The following is a 17,548-nucleotide window of genomic DNA, read 5'->3' on the forward strand; positions in this document are numbered from 1 at the left end:
TCGGTGGCGTCGTGCGCGAGTGAATCCGCGAAACATGGCTGTGACCGGGAGATCCGTTGCGCCGGTGGTGATTGCGGAACAACGAATGTCCTGGGATGAATCGTGGAAGTGGTACCGGAATCCGGCCCGCGGTGGTTATCGTCGAAGCATGTTCACCTGGATATACGGATTACCGATCTGGCTGGACTTCCTCCTCATCACCGGCACCGCCGTCGGGCTGACCGTCGCCACGATCCTGCTCAGCAGACGCGCCGTTCAGCGCGCCTTCGGGGCCGAATCGGGCTGGAACGAGACCGTCACGATGGTGCTCACCGTGGGTGGGGTGTTCTACGGGCTGTTGCTCGGGCTGATCGCGGCCGCCACCTACGAGTCCTACGCCGAGGCGCAGGACCGGGTCGCCGACGAGGCCGCCGCGATCGGCACGCTCTACCGCGAGGTCAGCGCCTATCCCGAGCCCTACCGGCAGGTGCTGCGCGACGATCTGACGGCCTACACCCGCGATGTGCTCGACGTGGTCTGGCCCGCCCTGCAGCGCGGCGAGGAACCGATGGGCGGCACCGCGCTGGTGACCAGGTTCCAGACCCACCTGCTCGAGTTCCGGCCGGTGGACGGGCCGCAGGAGGTGGTGCACGCCGCCACCATCGACCAGTTCGCGCGGTTCGACTCCGACCGCAGGCACCGGATCAACGCCACCAAGGGCGGCATTCCCGACGTGCTGTGGTGGACGATCCTGGTCGGCGGCGCGGTGAACCTGGTGCTGCTGTGCCTGTTCGACCTCGGCAAACACGCCCATCTGGTGCTCGGTGGACTGTTCGCCTTCTTTCTCGGCGCGATGATCTTCCTGATCGCCGCGCTCGACTATCCGTTTCGCGGCGACCTGAGTGTGAGCAGCGAGCCGTTCCAGAGCGTCTACCTGAATGTGATCAAGCCATGACCGGGCGGTTGTGAGGTGAATCGCCGGAACATGCGGCCTGTCACAGGCGACACATAATGGAGGTCCGGTGTGGTTAGCTCATATGAGCACATCGGGGTGTGTGAGGTGTGTCACTATCATCAGGCAGGCGGGAATGGTGGATCTCAGTCCAAGAGGTGTGGTCGGTTCGGTGCAGCGGTTGCTGGCTACCGCGCAGAACGGGCTGGAGGTGATCCGCTTCGGCGGATTGGCGCACGATGTCGAGTCCTCGCCGTTCGAGGTCGTCGAACGCAGACGCATGTACCGGTTGCGCCACTACTTCCCCGACGACGCGGCGCCGGGGCGCCCGGTGGCGCTGCTGGTGCCGCCGCTGATGGTGAACGCCGACATCTGGGACGTGAACGCGGCGGGCGGCGCGGTCGGCATGCTACATGCCGGCGGAATCGACTGCTGGGTCATCGATTTCGGCTCGCCCGCCACCGAGGAGGGCGGCTGGGAACGTGACCTGGCCGACCACGTGCTCGCGGTGAACTCCGCCATCGACACCGTGTGCGAGGCCACCGGCGCGCAGGTGCACCTGATGGGGTACTCCCAGGGTGGCATGTTCGCCTACCAGACCACCGCCTATCGCTACGGCAAAGGCGTGGCCTCCATCGTCACCTTCGGCAGTCCGGTCGACATCGTGGCGGGTATGCCGTTCGGGCTGCCCTACGGCATGGTCTCCGAGGTCGCCGACTTCCTGGCCGATCACGTGATGCACCGGCTGCCGATCACCGAATCCATGGTGCGGATCGGTTTCCAGATGCTCGATCCGGTCAAGACCGCCAAGTCCCGGCTGGATTTCCTGCTGCAGCTGCACGACCGGGAAGCGTTGCTGCCCAAGGAACGTCAGCGCCGATTCCTCAACAGTGAAGGCTGGGTGGGCTATTCGGGTCCGGCGATCGCCGACCTGCTCAAGCAGTTCGTCGCGCACAACCGGATGATGCTCGGCGGCTTCGTGATCCGCGACCACCCGATCTCGCTGGCCGAGCTGCGCTGCCCGATCCTGGCGTTCGTCGGTGAGGTCGACGACATCGGCCAGCCCGCCGCGGTGCGCGGCATCGTGCGGGCAGCGCCCAACGCCGAGGTGTACGAGGCCAGCCTGGTGGCCGGGCATTTCGGGCTCGTCGCCGGGTCGATGGCCACCAACCACACCTGGCCGATGGTGCGCGACTGGATCGGCTGGATGGAGGGCAACGGCACGCTGCCCGAGCAGATCGTGCCCATGCAGGAGCACGTGGCCGGGAACGCACCGCGCACGGCCGCCACCCGCGTGGTGCACACCGCGGCCACCCTGGCCGAAGCTGGTGCCGGAGTCGGCAAGGCGCTGGAAGGCATCGCGAGCAACACGATTCGCGGTTCGGTGGAGATCGCGGGGGAGGCCGCGCGTGCCCTGCCACGGCTCACCCGACTCGGCATGATCCAGCCGCACACCAGGATCTCACTCGGCAAGCTGCTCAGCGAGCATGCCAAGCGGGCGCCGCAGAAGGACCTGTTCCTCTTCGACGACCGGGTGCATACCAACGCCGCGGTGGAGGTGCGCATCGACAATGTGGTGCGCGGACTCGTCTCCGTCGGCGTGCGCCCGGCCCAGCGCATCGGGGTGGTGATGGAGACCAGGCCGAGCGCGCTCGCCGCGGTGGCCGCGCTCTCCCGCCTCGGCGCGGTGGCGGTGCTGCTCGCGCCCGGCGCCGAACTCGCCCGCGGGATGGAACTGGCCGGCGTGCAGACGCTGATCACCGACCCGGAGAACCTGCGTACCGCCGCCGCCACCGGGGCACGGGTGCTGGTGCTCGGTGGGGGTGACACCAGAGGGCTGGCGGTGCCCACCGGCGACCAGGTGATCGATCTCGAACAGATCGACCCGTCCAAAGTGCGCGTCCCGGCGTGGTACCGGCCCAACCCCGGCCTGGCCCGTGAGCTGGCGTTCATCCTGGTGATCGGCACCGGCGCCAAGCTGGAGGCCAAGTACATCACCAATCATCGGTGGGCGCTGTCGGCCTTCGGCACCGCCAGTGCGGCCGACCTGGATCGTCGCGACACCGTGTACTGCCTCGCGCCGCTGCACCATTCGTCGGGTCTGCTGGTGTCGCTGGGCGGCGCGATCGCAGGCGGCAGCCGGATCGCGCTGGCCAGGCCCGCCGACATGGAGCCGAGCCGTTTCGCGCAGGAGGTACACCGCTACGGCGTCACCGTCGTCACCTACACCTGGACGATGCTGCGCGATCTGCTCGACGCGCAGGTCTTCCCGGTCGGGCACACCCACCCGATCCGGCTGTTCATCGGCTCCGGTATGCCTGCCGGGCTGTGGCGGCGCACCGTGGAACAGTTCGCGCCCGCCAGGGTGCTGGAGTTCTACGCCTCGATCGACGGCGACGTGGTGCTGGCCAACGTGCCCGGCATCAAGATCGGATCCAAGGGCCGACCCGTGCCGGGTACCGCACACGTGGAACTGGTGGCCTACGACCCGGTCGGCGAGCAGATCCTGGTCGGCGACGACGGATTCGCACGCCGCTGCGCCGACAACGAGCCCGGCCTGCTGCTTGGCAAATCCGTCGACGGCGGCGACCTGTCCGACGGCGGGCTGCGCGGCGTGTTCCGGGCCGGTGACGCCTGGTGGCCGACCGAGAACATCTTCCGCCGCGACAGCGACGGCGACTACTGGCTGGTCGACCGCCGCGACACCGTGATCCGGTCGCCGCGCGGCCCGGTGTACACCCAGCCGATCGTGGACGTGCTCAACGACATCACCCAGGTCGACATGGAGGTCGCCTACGGCCTGCCGACACCGTCGGGCACGCTGGCGGCGGCCGCGCTGTGCGTGCGTCCTGGGTTCCGGATCGAACCGGGCGATGTCACCGAGGCGATGCGGGCGCTGACCGCGGATCAGCGTCCCGACCTGGTCTACGTCGTCGACGACATTCCACGCAGCCCCAGCTTCCGGCCCTCGGCGACCGCGGTCCAGGCGGCGGGCCTGCCCGCTCCTGGACCGAACACCTGGCTCTACAACCGCGAGACCGAGGCCTACGAGGTGCTCACCGACGCGGCGGCCGCCGACCTGTTCGGCGGGAACTGACCGGCGCCACCGGTGGCCGGGCGCGCTCCGGCCGCCGGTGCGGTCACACCTGGTAGGCGGTGACCGCGTCGACGACGCGATCCAGCTGCGCGGTGCTGAGCAACGGCCACAGGGGCAGCCGCACGATGGTGGCGGAGAAGTTCGCAGACCGGGTACACGGCACCGGTGTGCGGCCGTACTTGAGGCCCGCCGGGCTCGAGTCCAGCGGGATGTAGTGGAACGGCGCCACGATTCCGCGGTCGGCGAGATGGGCGATGAGGCCGTCGCGGCTGTCCTCGGTGGGCATCCGCAGATAGAACAGGTGCGCGGTGTGGCCGCGGTCGGCAGGCACCGTCATGGGGCGGATGTCGTTGCGGGCCGCCCAGTCCGGCAGCGCGGCGGCGTAGGTGTCCCACACGCGGTGGCGCTCGCGCTGGATGGTGCCGAACTCGGCGAGCTGCGCGTCGAGCACGGCCGCGTTGAGTTCACTGGGCAGGTAGCTCGAGCCGATATCCTGCCAGGAGTACTTGTCGACCTGGCCGCGCAGGAAGCGGGCCCGGTCGGTGCCCTTCTCCCGCATGATCTCCGCGCGGCCCATCAGGATCTCGTCGGAGAGCAGCAGCGCGCCACCCTCACCGCAGTGCACGTTCTTGGTGTCGTGGAAGCTCTGCGTGCCGATGGTGCCGATGGTGCCCAGCTGCCGTCCGCGCCAGGTGCCGCCGAGGCCGTGCGCGTTGTCCTCGATGAGCGCCACGCCGTGCTGGGCGGCCAGCTCGAGCAGCGGTGCCATGTCGGCGGCCACGCCGCCGTAGTGCATCACCACGATGGCCTTGGTGCGCGCGGTGATCGCGGCGGCCGCGGCGTCGGGGTCGATATTGCCGGTGGTGTCGTCGATGTCGACGAACACGCACGTCGACCCGCGCAGCGCCATCGCGGTGGCGGCGGAGGTGAACGCGAAACTGGGGACGATCACCTCGTCGTCAGGACCGAGTTCCAGCAGCAGCGCCCCCAGTTCCAGCGCGTGCGTGCACGAGGTGGTGAGCAGGGCGTGCTCGGCGCCGGTGACGGCCTTGATCCTGGCGGTGGCCGACCTGGTGAACTGGCCGTCGCCGTGACTGTGGTCGGAATCGAGCACACTGAGCAGGTTGGCGCGTTCGGCGGCGGCACGGAACGGCCTGCTGAAGATGATGCGGTCGCTCACTCGTGCTGCCTCTTCTGCGTCGCGGTCTGCATCGTATCCGGGCGCGGAGTGGGGGAATCCACCGTCAGATACAGCGGTTTGCCCACCAGAATGTGCAGCGCGACGCCGAGATACTCGGCGATCAGCCCGAGCGAGAACAGGATCGCGCCGGAGCACAGCAGCAGGACGACGATGATCGAGGCCCAGCCGTCCGGATCGCTGTTGTCCTGGGTGAGTGCCTCCACGATCACCACCCCGGCCATGATCACCCCGGCCAGCGCGAGCGTGCCGCCGAGCATGCTCACCAGGCGCAGGCCACGGGTGCCGCTGCACAGCACCATCTTCCAGAACAGCGAGAACAGCCTGCGGTAGTTGTACCCGGACTCCTCCCTGCCCTCGGCCCGCAACACCACCGGCACCTGGACCGCGTTGCCGACGACCCAGGTCAGGGCCACATCCAGGTACACGCCGTTGGCGGCGACCTCGGCGAGCTGGCGGCCGATGTCACCGCGGATCAGCCGGAAACTCTCGAACCGGGTGGAGTCAGGGAAGGCGAACACCGTCGCCAGCACGATCTTCGCGGCCCGCGAGGTGACGTTGCGCAGGACACCGTGCGGCCGGGTGTTGGTCGGCTTCGAATAGACCAGGTCCGCGCGCGAGGCCAGCGCCGCGTCGAGGAAATCGCCGACGAATGCCGGATCGTGCTGGCCGTCCTCGTCCATGGTGACGATCCAGTCGCCCCGCGCCGCCGCCATCCCGGCGATCGTGGCCGCGTCCTGGCCGAAGTTGCGGCTCAACCACACCGGGCGTACCTGCGGATAGGTGGCGGCCAGTTCTCCGAGTACCACATCGGACCGGTCCGGCCCGTTGTCGTGCACGAGGATGATCTCCTCCACGGCGTAGCGCGCGCCCGCGGTCGTCGTCGACGGTCCGGTGAGCCGGTCCAGCTCGGCGACCAGGGCGGCGATCGTCTCCTCGCCCCGGTACACGGGCACGACCACCGACACCGAATGCACCGGGCGTGACCCGGGACGGGCAGGCGCTTCCACGGGCAGCACGGCGCCGGGCCGGGACGAATGTGCGGAAGGTATCGGCATCATCGACTTTCGGTGATCGGTGGCGGCCGGGATGGATGGCGACAGTGGGGGAACTTTAACACCGGCGGCCGACGCCACGGCGGTGACGCGGGGATGGCGTGCGGCGGTGTGAATGTGGGGGCCTACCTGTAGGGTCTGGTGCTCGTGGTGGAAAGTAGAACCCCTCCCCGTCGCGCCGTGTACCTGTGGGGCTTGCTCACCTCCCTGGGGGTGATCGCGGGCTACGGCGCGGTTCTGCTGGCCAACGCCAGGCACTTCTACACCGACGACACCGAATCCCAGTACGTGCCGCTGTGGGTGATGCTCGGCCGACGGCTGCGCGACGGCGAGCTGCCGGTGCTGGTGCCCGAGCACTGGATGGCGGGCAACTACGCGATCGAGGAAGCGGGACTACTGAATCCGCCGCAGCTGCTGATCGATCTGATCGCGCCCTCGGTGGGCAATCTCGCGCTGTACGCGACCGTGGTGAAACTGGTCTTCGCGATCATCCTCGGCCTCGGTGTCTACCGGATCTGCCTGGCCTACGGCGCCAGGGTGCAGTGGGCCGCGCTGGCGGGCGTGTCGATCCCGTTCACCGGCTGGCTGCTGTTCTTCGACGAGGCCAGCTGGATGACCGCGTTCACCGGCACGGCGTGGATGGTGCACGCGTGGGCGTCGGGGGTGCGGTACGCCAGGGGCAGGGGCGGTCCGATTCCGGTGTTCGTCTATCTGTACCTGGCGATCTCGGTGCAGTACGTCTTCCCTGCCGTCGAAGCCGGAATGATGATCGTCGCGGTCGCGATCGGCGAACTGATCTACCAGCGCACCTGGCGGCCGTCGCTGCGGCTGCTCGCCGTGTCCGGGCTGGCCGCGCTGGCCGGATCGGCCACCTACCTGCCGAGCATGCTGTCGGCCAAGGTGACCTGGCGTGGCACGGCCCAGATCAACAACGACCAGTTCCTCACCGTGCCCTGGTCGGAATCGCTGAACGCGAGCCTGCCGTCCACGCTGCCCGCGTTCACCTCCTGGTGGGGATATGTGCAGCCGATGCCGGTGGTCTACATCGCGTGGTTCCTGATCCCGGCGCTCGCCTTCATCGACTGGGGGCGGGCACGCGCGGCGTGGCGCGAGCTCAGCGGCATCGCGCTGTTCGCGATCGCCGCGCTCATGTGGACCGCGGGTCCTGGCACGATCGGCCCGCTGCGCTGGCCGGCGCGGGTGCTGCCGATGGTGGCGCTCGGCCTGCTGCTGCTGGTGTGCGTGCTGCTCGGCCGGTTCGCGACGTTCAAGGACTGGCGTGCGCGCGGGATCGCGGCCGCGGTGCTGATCGGGCTGCTGTGGGTGCGCTCGTTCGCGGCCGACCCGCACAACTGGCTGGTCCACCTCGGTGCGGCGCTGGCCGTCGCCGCGCTCGGCGCGCTGGTGGTGTGGCTGGCCGTGCGGAGGGGGACATCGGCCGCGGTGGCGCTGGCGATCGTCGCCGTGTTCCCGATCGCCTGGTTCCAGGTGGATCGGGCCCAGCCGACGCCGATGAGCTGGAATCTGCCCAGCGACCGGGACGCGGCGAAGGCGGCCTTCCCCGAATTCGCCGGGACCACGCTGCAACTGGGTGACCGCGGGCTGATCCAGCCGGGGGAGCGCACGCTCGACGGCGCCTACGGGTCGCTGGTGTTCGGTAACTACGCCAAGGATCTGGAACGCACCTACGTCAGCGGATACACCCCGAACGGGCACTTCTGGTTCGGCGACATGCTGTGCATGCGCTGGGACACCAGCGTCTGCCCCGACGCCTACCGGCGCGCGTTCGCGGTCGAACCGTCGACGGGCAAGACGATCGTCGACCTGATGAACGTCGACCGGGTCGTCCTGCAGAAGGCGCTGTTCCCCGAGGCGGGCGCCGAGGAGCCGCCCGCGGGCTGGCAGTGGGTCGACTACCCGGGCCACGAGAACTACATCGCGGTCCTCGAACGCGAGGACGGGCTGATCTCCACCCGTAACGGCCGGATCTCGGCCGTGCAGGGCGCTACTGCCGTCTCGGTCGCCGAATCCGACACCACCAGCCGGGTCAAGGTCGATTCCGACGGCGGCGGCCGGGTCGTGTTCGCGCGGTTGGGCTGGCCGGGCTACCGGGCCGACCTCGACGGCAAGGAAGTGCCGTTCACCGTTGTCGCCAAGAGCTTCGTCGCCGTCGATATCCCGGCGGGCACCCGCGACGGTGACCTCACGCTCACCTGGCGGCCGCCGGGCTGGAAGATCGGTGGTGCCGCCATCGCGCTGAGCCTGGCCGGTCTCGGCGTGTTCGAGTGGCTGTATCTGCGCGGGCGCAAACCGGAGGACGACGAGTCCGCCGCGCCCGCCGTCGAGTCGATCCCCGACGGTGACGCCGAACTCGCGGACGCGGTGCGATGACCACCGAGGCGGCGACCACGGCCGGGGTGCTCGAGACCCCCGGCCCGCTGCTGCGGATCGTGAAACGGCAGGAACTGGCCTTCGCCATCGTCGGCGGATTCAACACCCTGCTCGGCATGGTGCTCGTGGTGTTCTGGCTCGGGATACTCGGCGACGGCAGGCCCGGCCTCGCCGTCGTCGCGGCATACGCGATGAGCACGGTCGTCGCGTTCGTGCTGCACCGCACCCTGGTGTTCCGGGTCCGTGGCCGGGTGCTGCGCGATTTCGTCGCGTTCTGCGGCGTGAACGTCGGCGGGATGGTCCTCAATGTCGCCTTGGTCGAGCTGGCCGTGACCGGCCTCGGCTTCCCCGCCGCGCCCGCCTCGGTGTCCGTGATGGGTCTGGTGGCGGTGCTGAGCTTCTTCGGACACCGCTACATCTCGTTCCGGCGCGCCCGGTAGGTTGGGCACATGGCGCACGAATCCACTCTCGACACAACCCTGCTCGGTCTGCTGGCCTGCCCGCAGGACAAGAGGCCGCTGCGGCTGGTCCGCACCGAAGCGGGCGCGAGTGTCCTCTACAACCCGCGCCTGCGCCGTGCCTACCCGATCGACAACGGCATCCCTGTCCTGCTGATCGACGAGGCCCGCGACGTCGACGACGCCGAGCACGAATTCCTCGCCGCCCAGTCCTGAGCGGTCCCGGTCCGGAGTGCCGCGCCCTTGGGCGACCCCCGGCAGGTTCCTACGCGGTGCGGGCGAGCACGTCACCGGCCGCTGTCGAGGTCGCCGGTGAGATAGCGCTGCACCGACGGGCCGACTGCTGTGACGATGTCGTCGATCGGCATCGAGGCGAGCGGTTCGATCCCGACGATCTTGCGTGCGATGAGCACACCCATCAGCTGGGCGGCGGCCAGCGCGGTCCTGGCGCGGCCGTCGTCCTCGGCAGTCGCGATCCGGGTGCGTACCCGTTCGAGGACGACCTGCAACAGGAACGAGCGGGCGAGGTTGAGCTCGCCCCCGCCGAGCATGCTGCGCACCATCGCGACGATGCCCGGCCCGGCAGGGGAGTCCCATACCGTCACAACCGCGCGCACGATCGTGTCGCCCAGTTCGGCGAGCGGCGCGCGGTCGACGGCGCTGAGTGTCGACTCCGGGTCGACCGGAAAGTCCACCGCGGCCGCGAACAACTGCTGCTTGGTCCCGAAATAGTGGTGGACGAGCGCCGGGTCGACCTCGGCGTCGCCGGCGATCGCCCGGATCGAGGTCTTGTCGAAACCGTTGTCGGCGAACCGGATTCGGGCGGCGTCCAGAATCGCTGTCCTGGTATCCGCATTCCCCGGTCTGCGCCCGGTGCGTCCGGCTCTGGCCGCGCCCGAACCGGTTTTGCCGACACTCATTTCTCCTCGTTCCGTCAGGGTGTTCGTCGTCGCAGCGTAGCGGCGCCGAGACACAGCGCGACCACCGTGAACCCGGCAACCACCGCGATATCGCGCCACATCGTCGCGGTCGGCTCCGGTGACACCGAGACCTGTTGCAGCGCGTCGACGGCGTAGCTCAACGGCATCACATCGCTGATCGCCTCCAACCAGCCGGGCAGCTGATCGCGCGGGACGAGCAGCCCGCACAGGAAGATCTGCGGCGCGACGACCACCGGCATGAACTGCACCGCCTGGAATTCGGTGCGGGCGAACGCGCTGGCCAGCAGGCCGAGCGCGACTCCGCAGATCGCGTCGACAATCGCGATCACCATCACCCAGCCCGGATTGCCCGCCGCCTCGAGCCCGAGCAGCCAGAACGCGACCGCGCACGCCACCGCCGCCTGCGCGGCGGCGGCGATCGAGAACGCGCTGCCGTAGCCGGCCAGCAGATCCAGCTTGCGCAACGGCGTGGTGAGCAGCCGTTCCAGCGTGCCCGAGGTGCGTTCGCGCTGCATGGCGATGGCGGTGATGAGGAACATCACGATGAACGGCAGGATGCCGAGCATGGTGATGCCGACCCGGTCGAAGATGGTCAGTGCGGAGTGCGGGGCCGGTGGCGCGTCCTGATAGATGAAGTAGAGCAGGGTCATCAGCAGGGCGGGCACCACCAGGATCATGGCGACGGTGCGGTGATCGTTGCGCAGCTGGCGCAGGATCCGGCCGGTGGTGGCGGTGTAGGGGCGCAGCAGGGTGGTCATGCGCGCTCTCCCATCGTGATGAGGGTCAGGAAGGCGGTCTCGAGGTTCTGCTCGCCGGTGCGCTCGCGCAGCTCGCCGGGGCTGAGCTGGGCGATCAGGTTGCCCTCACGCATGAGCAGCAGCCGGTCGCAGTGGTCGGCCTCGTCCATCACGTGACTCGACACGAGCAGTGTGGTTCCGGCGGCGGCCAATTCGCGGAACTGCTTCCACAGTTCCACCCGCAGTACCGGGTCGAGGCCGACGGTCGGCTCGTCCAGTACCAGCAGTTCCGGCTTGCCGACCAGCGCGCACGCCAGCGATGCCCTGGTCTGCTGCCCGCCGGAAAGCTGATCGCCGCGCTGCGCGGCGTACTCGCCGAGCCCGACCGCGTCGAGCGCGGCGTCCACGTCGGCGCGGCCGCGGTCGTAGAGCGCGGCGTAGTAGGCGAGATTGTCACGGACACTGAGATCGGAGTAGATGCTCGGCGCCTGGGTGACGTAGCCGACCCGGCGGCGCAACGCGGCGCTGCCCGCCGGATCGCCGAGCACCGTCACGGTGCCCGATTCCACGATCTGGGTGCCCACGATCGACCGCATCAGGGTGGTCTTGCCGCACCCCGAAGGGCCGAGCAGGCCGGTGATCGAGCCGCTCGGAATCTCCAGCGACAACCCGTGCAGGACAGTGCGTTTCCCGCGCGCGACGGTCAGGCCGTCGACCCGCACGGCTACCGGTGGCGAGGTGGTGTGCGACATGGTCGCCTCAATTCATCGAGTGTTGAATTCACTATGTGATGAATTTAGCGCGATCCGGGCACGGCGGCAAGGGTCAATGGGAGTGTCGCGGGGGTTTTCCGGCCTGCTGGCCCGGCTCGACGACCACGAACTGGCCCATCATTCCCCGGTCTTCGTGCCACAGCAGGTGGCAGTGATACATGTACGGCGTATCGGGATCGGCGGGTCCGTCGAAGCGCATCGTCACGGTCGCGGTGGTGTTCGGCGGCAGGAAGATCGTGTCCTTGGGTCCGCGCAGCGCGGGCGGCGGCGGTGCTCCGGCGTAGTCGAGCACCCGGAACTGCACATCGTGGACATGGAAGTTGTGCGGCATCCCGTCGACATTGCGGATCGTCCACGTCTCGGTGGCACCCCTGGTGACGGTGGTGTCGATGCGATCCATCGCCATCGCGGCGCCGTTGATCCCGGCGATGGTGAGATCGAAGGTGCGCTCCACGCTGCTCGCCGACCCGTCGGGGGTGGCGGGTGCGACGAGTGCGGCCGGCAGCGCGGGGGAGGGGCGCAGGGTCGCCGCGGCCCGCAGTTCCAGCACATCGAACCGGTCGTCGCCGCCCGCGAACCGGTTGGCCCAGAAGTCGAGCCCCGCGTCGAGCCGTTCGCTGCGCAGCACCGCGCGTTCACCCGGCTGCACGCGCACCACGATCTCGGCGCGCTCGCCGGGCGACAGCTGCACCCTCGACAGGGTTTCCGGGCGTTCGAGCAGGCCACCGTCGGTACCGATCAGCGCGAACGCCCTGCTGTCGTGAAAGGCGAAGGTGAAGGTGCGCGCGGTGGCGGCATTGAGTAGCCGCAAACGCACGAGTTCGTCGCCGACCTCCTGGTACGGGGCGATGGTGCCGTTGACCATGGTGCGGTCACCGAGGAATCCGACATCGCGGAAGGCGCCGTGGGTGCCGTCGAGCTGATCGCCGCGCAGCCGCAGATCCTGAACGATCACCGGAATGTCGTCGACACCATAGGTATCGGGCAGCGGCAGCGCGGCCGCCGGCTCGTCGTCGAGCAGGAACAGCCCGGCCAGGCCGCGCCGGACATGGTCCTCGGTCGCGCCGTGCGGGTGCGGGTGATACCACAGCGTCGAGGCCGGTTGCGCCACTGTCCATTCCGGCGTCCAGGTCGCGCCCGGCTCGACCATCTGATGGGGGCCGCCGTCCATCGCGGCGGGCAGGTGCATGCCGTGCCAGTGCACGGTCGAGGCCTCGGGCAGCTGATTGCGCACCAGGACCCTGACCCGTTCGCCCCGGGCGGCGCGCAGCGTTGGGCCGAGATAGCCGCCGTTGAACCCCCAGGTCTCGGTGGCCACGCCGGGGTCGAATTCCGTGGTCCCGGTCTGCATGTCGAGGGCGAAGACGCGGGTTCCGTCGGGCTCGACGGTGGACGGGGCCAGTGGCGGGATGGTGAGCGGTCTGCGGAACTCCGTGCTGCCGACGGTGGAGACATCGGCGGTGGCCCAGGCCCAGGTCGCCAGTCCGGCGATCGCGAGAGCGAGGACGACGGCGAGCGCACCGGTGCGAAGCAGGATCCGGCGCAGACGGCCGGGACGAGAAGGGGAAGCCATGATCCAGACGGTAGGAAGCGCGGCAGGTCGCGCACATCGGGATTCGTCCCCTAGTCGACCCTGGCTCGCACCCTGACAGGCGATCGTGCCGGCTGGTCAACCCTTCGGCCCGGGTCGCCGAGCGACTGCGGATGCACCGGATCGCCACCGGCCAGGAACTGACGAACGAACCACCACCTGCGCTTCCAGGTGAACCCTCGAGCGCTGTCCGGTCTGTACCACCGCACCGGTCGGCTCGACTGAATCGAGATGTGGCCTAACGGAGTTCGAGCGGTGGTCGCGTCTGCGGCTGTCAGCTCCGCCGCGGCGGCGGCGATGGGCCGGGTCGCGGCGCAGGCGGGGGCCGCGCGGGTTGTCGGGCACGGCCGCGAGCACCTGTTCGGTTGCCGGATCCGATCCGCGACAATGGCGGCTGTGTCCGCCCAGGAGCTCGTCACCGATCCGCCCACTGCCGCCCGCAGGCTGCTCGGCGCCACCCTGTGGTCGGGGCCGGTGGCCCTGCGCATCGTCGAAGTCGAGGCCTACGGCAGCGACCCGGGTGGGCCGTGGCCCGACCCCGCCGCGCACTCGTGGCCGGGGCCGACCGCGCGCAACGCGGTGATGTTCGGGCCCGCCGGACGGCTCTATGTCTATCGCTCCTATGGAATTCACCTCTGTGTCAATGTGACCAGCGGCTACGACGGGGAAGCCGGCGCGGTCCTCGTGCGCGCGGCCGAGGTACTCGACGGAATCGATCTCGTGCGCAGCCGCAGGCAGGCCGCCCGCACCGACGCCGACCTGGCCCGTGGGCCTGGCAATGTCGGTAGCGCGCTCGGCATCAGCCTGGCCGACTACGGCACCGAGCTGTTCGATCCGTTCGCCGCCGTTCGCCTCGAACTGAGTCCGCCGGTGCCGCGGGCCGACATCGCGGCCGGGCCGCGAGTGGGAGTCAGCGTCGCCGCGGATCTCGCCTGGCGCTTCCGGCTCCGGGCCTCACCGGCCGTTTCGGTCTACCGGCGCAGCCCCCGTGCGCCCGAACCACCGGAGGTGGCGAGAAATTCGCGCGGACAGCGATGAGTTTCCCGGCGGTCGTCCGTCTTCTCTGGTGAACGCGCCGCCACCGGCGCGACCGACCCGAAGGACGAGACAATGACCACCACCACCGCCACCTCCGCCCCGTTCGCCTCCGTCGCTCACCGGCCCGGCAAGATCCGCAACCGCGTCCTGTGGACCCTGCAGATCGTGCTCGGTCTGTTCTTCATCATCGCCTCGGGCGGCCCCAAGCTCGTCATCCCGCACATCCTGATGCAGAACCCGCCGGAGAACCTGACCATCCCGATCGGCCTGCTGATCTTCATCGGCGTCGCGGAAGTCGCGGGCGGTGTCGGGCTGATGGTGCCGAAGCTGGCGGCCCTGGCCGCGATCGGGCTGTCGGTGCTCACCGTGCTCGCCGCGGCGACCCAAGCCTTCATCGCCGACCTGCCCGGCATGGCGATCTTCCCGCTGGCCCTGGCGGCGATCTTCGCCTGGATCGCCTATGAGCGCCGCGACAGCATCACCGCCCTGACGCGATGAGCCCGAACCGGCCACGCTGAGGATCGCCGAACCGCCGGGTTCGGCGATCCTTCGCGTGGCCGCGACCTTGTCGGTGGAGCCAAGATGAGGGCGCGTATCTCAGCGTCCGATCCCATAGGCGTGGTCTGGTCGTAGTGCAAGGATCGAGGTCCCACTGTCCGGGAACCCCGTAGGAGGAGTATCCGTGTTCACCTTCACCAGCAGCGACGACCTCACGATCCATGTCAGGAGTTGGCTACCGGAAGTGGAGCCGGTGGGCGTGGTGCAGATCGCGCACGGCATGGGTGAACACTCGGATCGGTACAGCCATCTGGCCGGCACTCTCGTCGCGCTCGGCTACGCCGTGTACGCCGCCGATCATCGCGGACACGGCCACAGCATGGGCGCCGAGCCGGGACAGCTCGGCGCGGACGGATGGAACCTGCTCGTCGCCGACCAGGTCACGCTGACCGGTCTGCTGCGCGAGCGGCACCCCGCGGTGCCCATCACCCTGTTCGGGCACAGCCTCGGATCGTTCGCGGTCCAGCAGTACCTCCTCGACCACTCCGCGCTGGTCGACGAGGTAGTGCTGTGCGGCTCGACCGCGGTCGACGGCCTGTTCGACCAGATCATGGCCGCGGGCGGCGATCTGACCGCGTTCTTCAACGCCGGCTTCCAGCCGACCCGGACCGATGCCGACTGGATCAGCAGCGACGAGGCGCAGGTCGATGCCTACCTCGCCGACCCGTGGTGCGGCTTCGCCCTCGATGAGGCCAATATGGCGCAGCTCGCGACCGCCGGGTATCAGCGCCTGGCCGATCCCGCCGCGGTGCGCCGCGATCTGCCGATGTATGTGATGGTCGGCGACCAGGACCCGCTCAACGACCAGACCCGGCTCTCCGATCGGCTGGTACAGCGCTATCGCGATGCCGGGCTGACCGACCTCACGTACCGGATCTACCCCGGCCTGCGCCACGAGATCTTGAACGAGGTGAAGCGGGCCGAGGTCGAAGCCGATCTCGCCGGCTGGCTCACGCGTGCGCGCGGATAGAAGCGGATAGAAGTCGCCACGCGTCCTGGACCGTCCGGCCTGCGCGCGGGCAGCCGATCGCATACGGAAAGATGGGCACCGTGACCGGCGACATCTTCGACGAACTGACCTGGCGCGGCCTGATCGCGCAGTCCACCGACCTGGACGAACTGCGGGCGGCCGCCGCGACCGCGCCGCTGACCCTCTATGCCGGGTTCGACCCTACGGCGGCGAGCCTGCACGCGGGTCACCTTGTCCCTCTGCTCGCGCTGAAGCGATTCCAGCGGGCAGGTCACCGGCCGATCGTCCTCGCCGGTGGCGCCACCGGGCTGATCGGTGACCCACGCGATGTCGGCGAACGCACCATGAACTCCACCGACACCGTCGCCGAGTGGGCCGGGCGCATCCGCTCCCAGCTCGAGCGCTTCGTCGACCTCGACGACTCCCCGACCGGGGCCGTGATCGTGAACAACATGGACTGGACCGGCTCGCTGTCGACCGTCGACTTCCTACGCGATGTCGGCAAGCATTTCTCGGTCAACGTCATGCTCGCCCGTGACACCGTCAAGCGGCGGCTGGAGGGCGAGGGTATCTCCTACACCGAGTTCAGCTACATGCTGCTGCAGGCCAACGACTACCTGCAGCTGCGCCGCGAACACGGCTGCACCCTGCAGGTCGGCGGCTCCGATCAGTGGGGCAACATCATCGCGGGCGTCGAGCTGAACCGCCGGGTCGACGGCGCGCACGTGCACGCGCTCACCGTCCCCCTGGTGACCTCGGCCGACGGCAAGAAGTTCGGCAAGTCCACCGGCGGCGGCAGCCTCTGGCTCGACCCCGAGCTGACCAGCCCCTACGCCTGGTACCAGTACTTCGTGAACACCGCCGACGCCGACGTGGTGCGGTACCTGCGCTGGTTCACCTTCCTCGACCGGGCCGAACTCGACGAGCTCGAGCAGGCCACCGCCGAACGGCCGCACGCCAGGACCGCGCAGAAGCGGCTGGCCGCCGAGATGACCACGCTGGTACACGGCGAGGCGGAGACCCGCGCGGTGGAACTGGCCAGCCAGGCGCTGTTCGGCCGCGGCGACCTCAACGAGCTGCCCGAATCCACGCTCGGTGCGGCGCTGCGCGAGACCGCCCTCGACGGCAAGGTCGCCGAGATCGCACCCGGAGAACCGAACACGATCGTCGATCTGCTCGTGGCCTCCGGCCTGGCCGAAAGCAGGGGAGCCGCCCGCCGTGTGGTGAACGAAGGCGGTGCCTCGGTGAACAACGAGCGCATCGGTGACATCGACTGGACACCGGCGGACACCGACTTCCTGCACGGGCAGTGGCTGGTGCTGCGCCGGGGCAAGAAGAACATGGCAGGCGTGCGCCGGATAGCCTGACGCTCTTGCGGAGGCCTGAGTCACACCGCGGTGAGTCCAGCCTCCGCTCCGCGCGTTGGCATCGCGCTGACCTGCGCAGATACTCTGCCGTCCAGGCGATTTGACGCGGCGTTATCCGGCGCGTAACTTATTGGAAGTCAGAGCGACACGGACACCGACCCGGAGCCGAGACGCTGGCCCAGCGGGCTGGCGGGCCAGGGGCAACGAGGTAGGACGGGGTGCGCCTGACATTGCCTCAACTGAGTGAGCAGCGTTACGATTGACATCGTCTGGAAGCTCGGTTAGGCTGGAACAGTTGCCTTGCAGAAGATCCGGACGAGCGCCGGTGGTTCTGCTTGTGCGTGTGTTCTTTGAGAACTCAATAGTGTGTCGATGAATGTCAGTGCCAATATTTGTATTGGTTCCGCTTCTCATACCCCCCGGTTGGGAAGTTGGACATTTTT

15 protein-coding genes are annotated in these 17,548 nt (G+C 69.0%); 9 read left to right on the forward strand and 6 right to left on the reverse strand.

What is annotated here, in order from left to right:
• Positions 1 to 148 precede the first annotated feature (148 nt).
• Together ACFOW8_RS00885 and ACFOW8_RS00890 are read left to right on the forward strand one after the other, a co-directional pair.
• On the forward strand, positions 149 to 934 hold the full coding sequence (locus ACFOW8_RS00885) for a bestrophin-like domain (RefSeq protein ID WP_378543836.1): 786 nt from the start codon (positions 149 to 151) through the stop codon (positions 932 to 934).
• Positions 935 to 1,067: 133 nt separating this feature from the next.
• Positions 1,068 to 4,028, forward strand: a complete 2,961-nt coding sequence (locus tag ACFOW8_RS00890; RefSeq protein WP_378543840.1) for an AMP-binding protein — start codon at positions 1,068 to 1,070, stop codon at positions 4,026 to 4,028.
• A 43-nt stretch (positions 4,029 to 4,071) separates the two neighbouring features.
• Here ACFOW8_RS00890 and rffA read toward each other — a convergent pair whose 3' ends face one another.
• Positions 4,072 to 5,208: a dTDP-4-amino-4,6-dideoxygalactose transaminase gene (gene rffA / locus ACFOW8_RS00895; RefSeq protein WP_378543843.1), complete on the reverse strand. Its 1,137-nt coding sequence runs from the start codon at positions 5,206 to 5,208 to the stop codon at positions 4,072 to 4,074.
• Positions 5,205 to 6,203, reverse strand: coding sequence for a glycosyltransferase (locus ACFOW8_RS00900; protein ID WP_378543891.1), 999 nt, complete (start codon positions 6,201 to 6,203; stop codon positions 5,205 to 5,207). The genes rffA and ACFOW8_RS00900 overlap by 4 nt, the downstream gene beginning before the upstream one ends.
• A gap of 228 nt (positions 6,204 to 6,431) precedes the next feature.
• On the opposite strand from ACFOW8_RS00900, the gene ACFOW8_RS00905 reads away from it, so the two are divergent.
• From ACFOW8_RS00905 to ACFOW8_RS00915, 3 genes are read left to right on the forward strand one after another with little or no spacing between them, the layout of a single operon-like run.
• The gene (locus ACFOW8_RS00905) at positions 6,432 to 8,672 is read left to right on the forward strand and encodes a hypothetical protein (RefSeq protein ID WP_378543894.1); all 2,241 of its coding nucleotides are present in this window, start codon (positions 6,432 to 6,434) and stop codon (positions 8,670 to 8,672) included.
• On the forward strand, positions 8,669 to 9,112 hold the full coding sequence (locus tag ACFOW8_RS00910; protein ID WP_378543846.1) for a GtrA family protein: 444 nt from the start codon (positions 8,669 to 8,671) through the stop codon (positions 9,110 to 9,112). Before ACFOW8_RS00905 ends, ACFOW8_RS00910 begins: the two co-directional genes overlap by 4 nt.
• A 9-nt stretch (positions 9,113 to 9,121) precedes the next feature.
• Positions 9,122 to 9,346, forward strand: a complete 225-nt coding sequence (locus tag ACFOW8_RS00915; protein ID WP_378543849.1) for a Trm112 family protein — start codon at positions 9,122 to 9,124, stop codon at positions 9,344 to 9,346.
• 71 nt (positions 9,347 to 9,417) lie between these two features.
• Here ACFOW8_RS00915 and ACFOW8_RS00920 read toward each other — a convergent pair whose 3' ends face one another.
• The 4 genes from ACFOW8_RS00920 to ACFOW8_RS00935 all read right to left on the reverse strand — a co-directional run bounded on the left by ACFOW8_RS00920 (position 9,418) and on the right by ACFOW8_RS00935 (position 13,154).
• Positions 9,418 to 10,050 (reverse strand): TetR/AcrR family transcriptional regulator, encoded by a 633-nt coding sequence (locus ACFOW8_RS00920; protein ID WP_378543852.1) that lies wholly within the window; start codon positions 10,048 to 10,050, stop codon positions 9,418 to 9,420.
• Between the two features lie 14 nt (positions 10,051 to 10,064).
• Complete coding sequence (locus ACFOW8_RS00925) at positions 10,065 to 10,829, reverse strand: ABC transporter permease (protein WP_378543855.1); 765 nt, start codon at positions 10,827 to 10,829, stop codon at positions 10,065 to 10,067.
• Positions 10,826 to 11,560, reverse strand: coding sequence for an ABC transporter ATP-binding protein (locus ACFOW8_RS00930; RefSeq protein ID WP_378543858.1), 735 nt, complete (start codon positions 11,558 to 11,560; stop codon positions 10,826 to 10,828). The genes ACFOW8_RS00925 and ACFOW8_RS00930 overlap by 4 nt, the downstream gene beginning before the upstream one ends.
• A 73-nt stretch (positions 11,561 to 11,633) precedes the next feature.
• A complete protein-coding gene (locus ACFOW8_RS00935; RefSeq protein WP_378543861.1) occupies positions 11,634 to 13,154 on the reverse strand; it encodes a multicopper oxidase family protein in 1,521 nt (506 codons plus the stop codon).
• A gap of 414 nt (positions 13,155 to 13,568) precedes the next feature.
• On the opposite strand from ACFOW8_RS00935, the gene ACFOW8_RS00940 reads away from it, so the two are divergent.
• The 4 genes from ACFOW8_RS00940 (at position 13,569) to tyrS (ending at position 17,105) form a co-directional block, all read left to right on the forward strand.
• Complete coding sequence (locus ACFOW8_RS00940) at positions 13,569 to 14,210, forward strand: DNA-3-methyladenine glycosylase (RefSeq protein WP_378543897.1); 642 nt, start codon at positions 13,569 to 13,571, stop codon at positions 14,208 to 14,210.
• A gap of 72 nt (positions 14,211 to 14,282) precedes the next feature.
• A complete protein-coding gene (locus ACFOW8_RS00945; protein ID WP_378543864.1) occupies positions 14,283 to 14,708 on the forward strand; it encodes a DoxX family protein in 426 nt (141 codons plus the stop codon).
• Positions 14,709 to 14,892: 184 nt separating this feature from the next.
• Positions 14,893 to 15,738, forward strand: a complete 846-nt coding sequence (locus ACFOW8_RS00950; protein WP_378543866.1) for an alpha/beta fold hydrolase — start codon at positions 14,893 to 14,895, stop codon at positions 15,736 to 15,738.
• Positions 15,739 to 15,818: 80 nt separating this feature from the next.
• Positions 15,819 to 17,105 carry a tyrosine--tRNA ligase gene (gene tyrS, locus ACFOW8_RS00955; protein WP_378543900.1) on the forward strand — a complete coding sequence of 429 codons (1,287 nt, stop codon included), beginning with the start codon at positions 15,819 to 15,821 and terminating at the stop codon, positions 17,103 to 17,105.
• The last annotated feature ends 443 nt before the right edge of the window (positions 17,106 to 17,548 follow it).

The organism is Nocardia rhizosphaerae (assembly GCF_042650365.1).
Lineage (GTDB): Bacteria > Actinomycetota > Actinomycetes > Mycobacteriales > Mycobacteriaceae > Nocardia > Nocardia rhizosphaerae.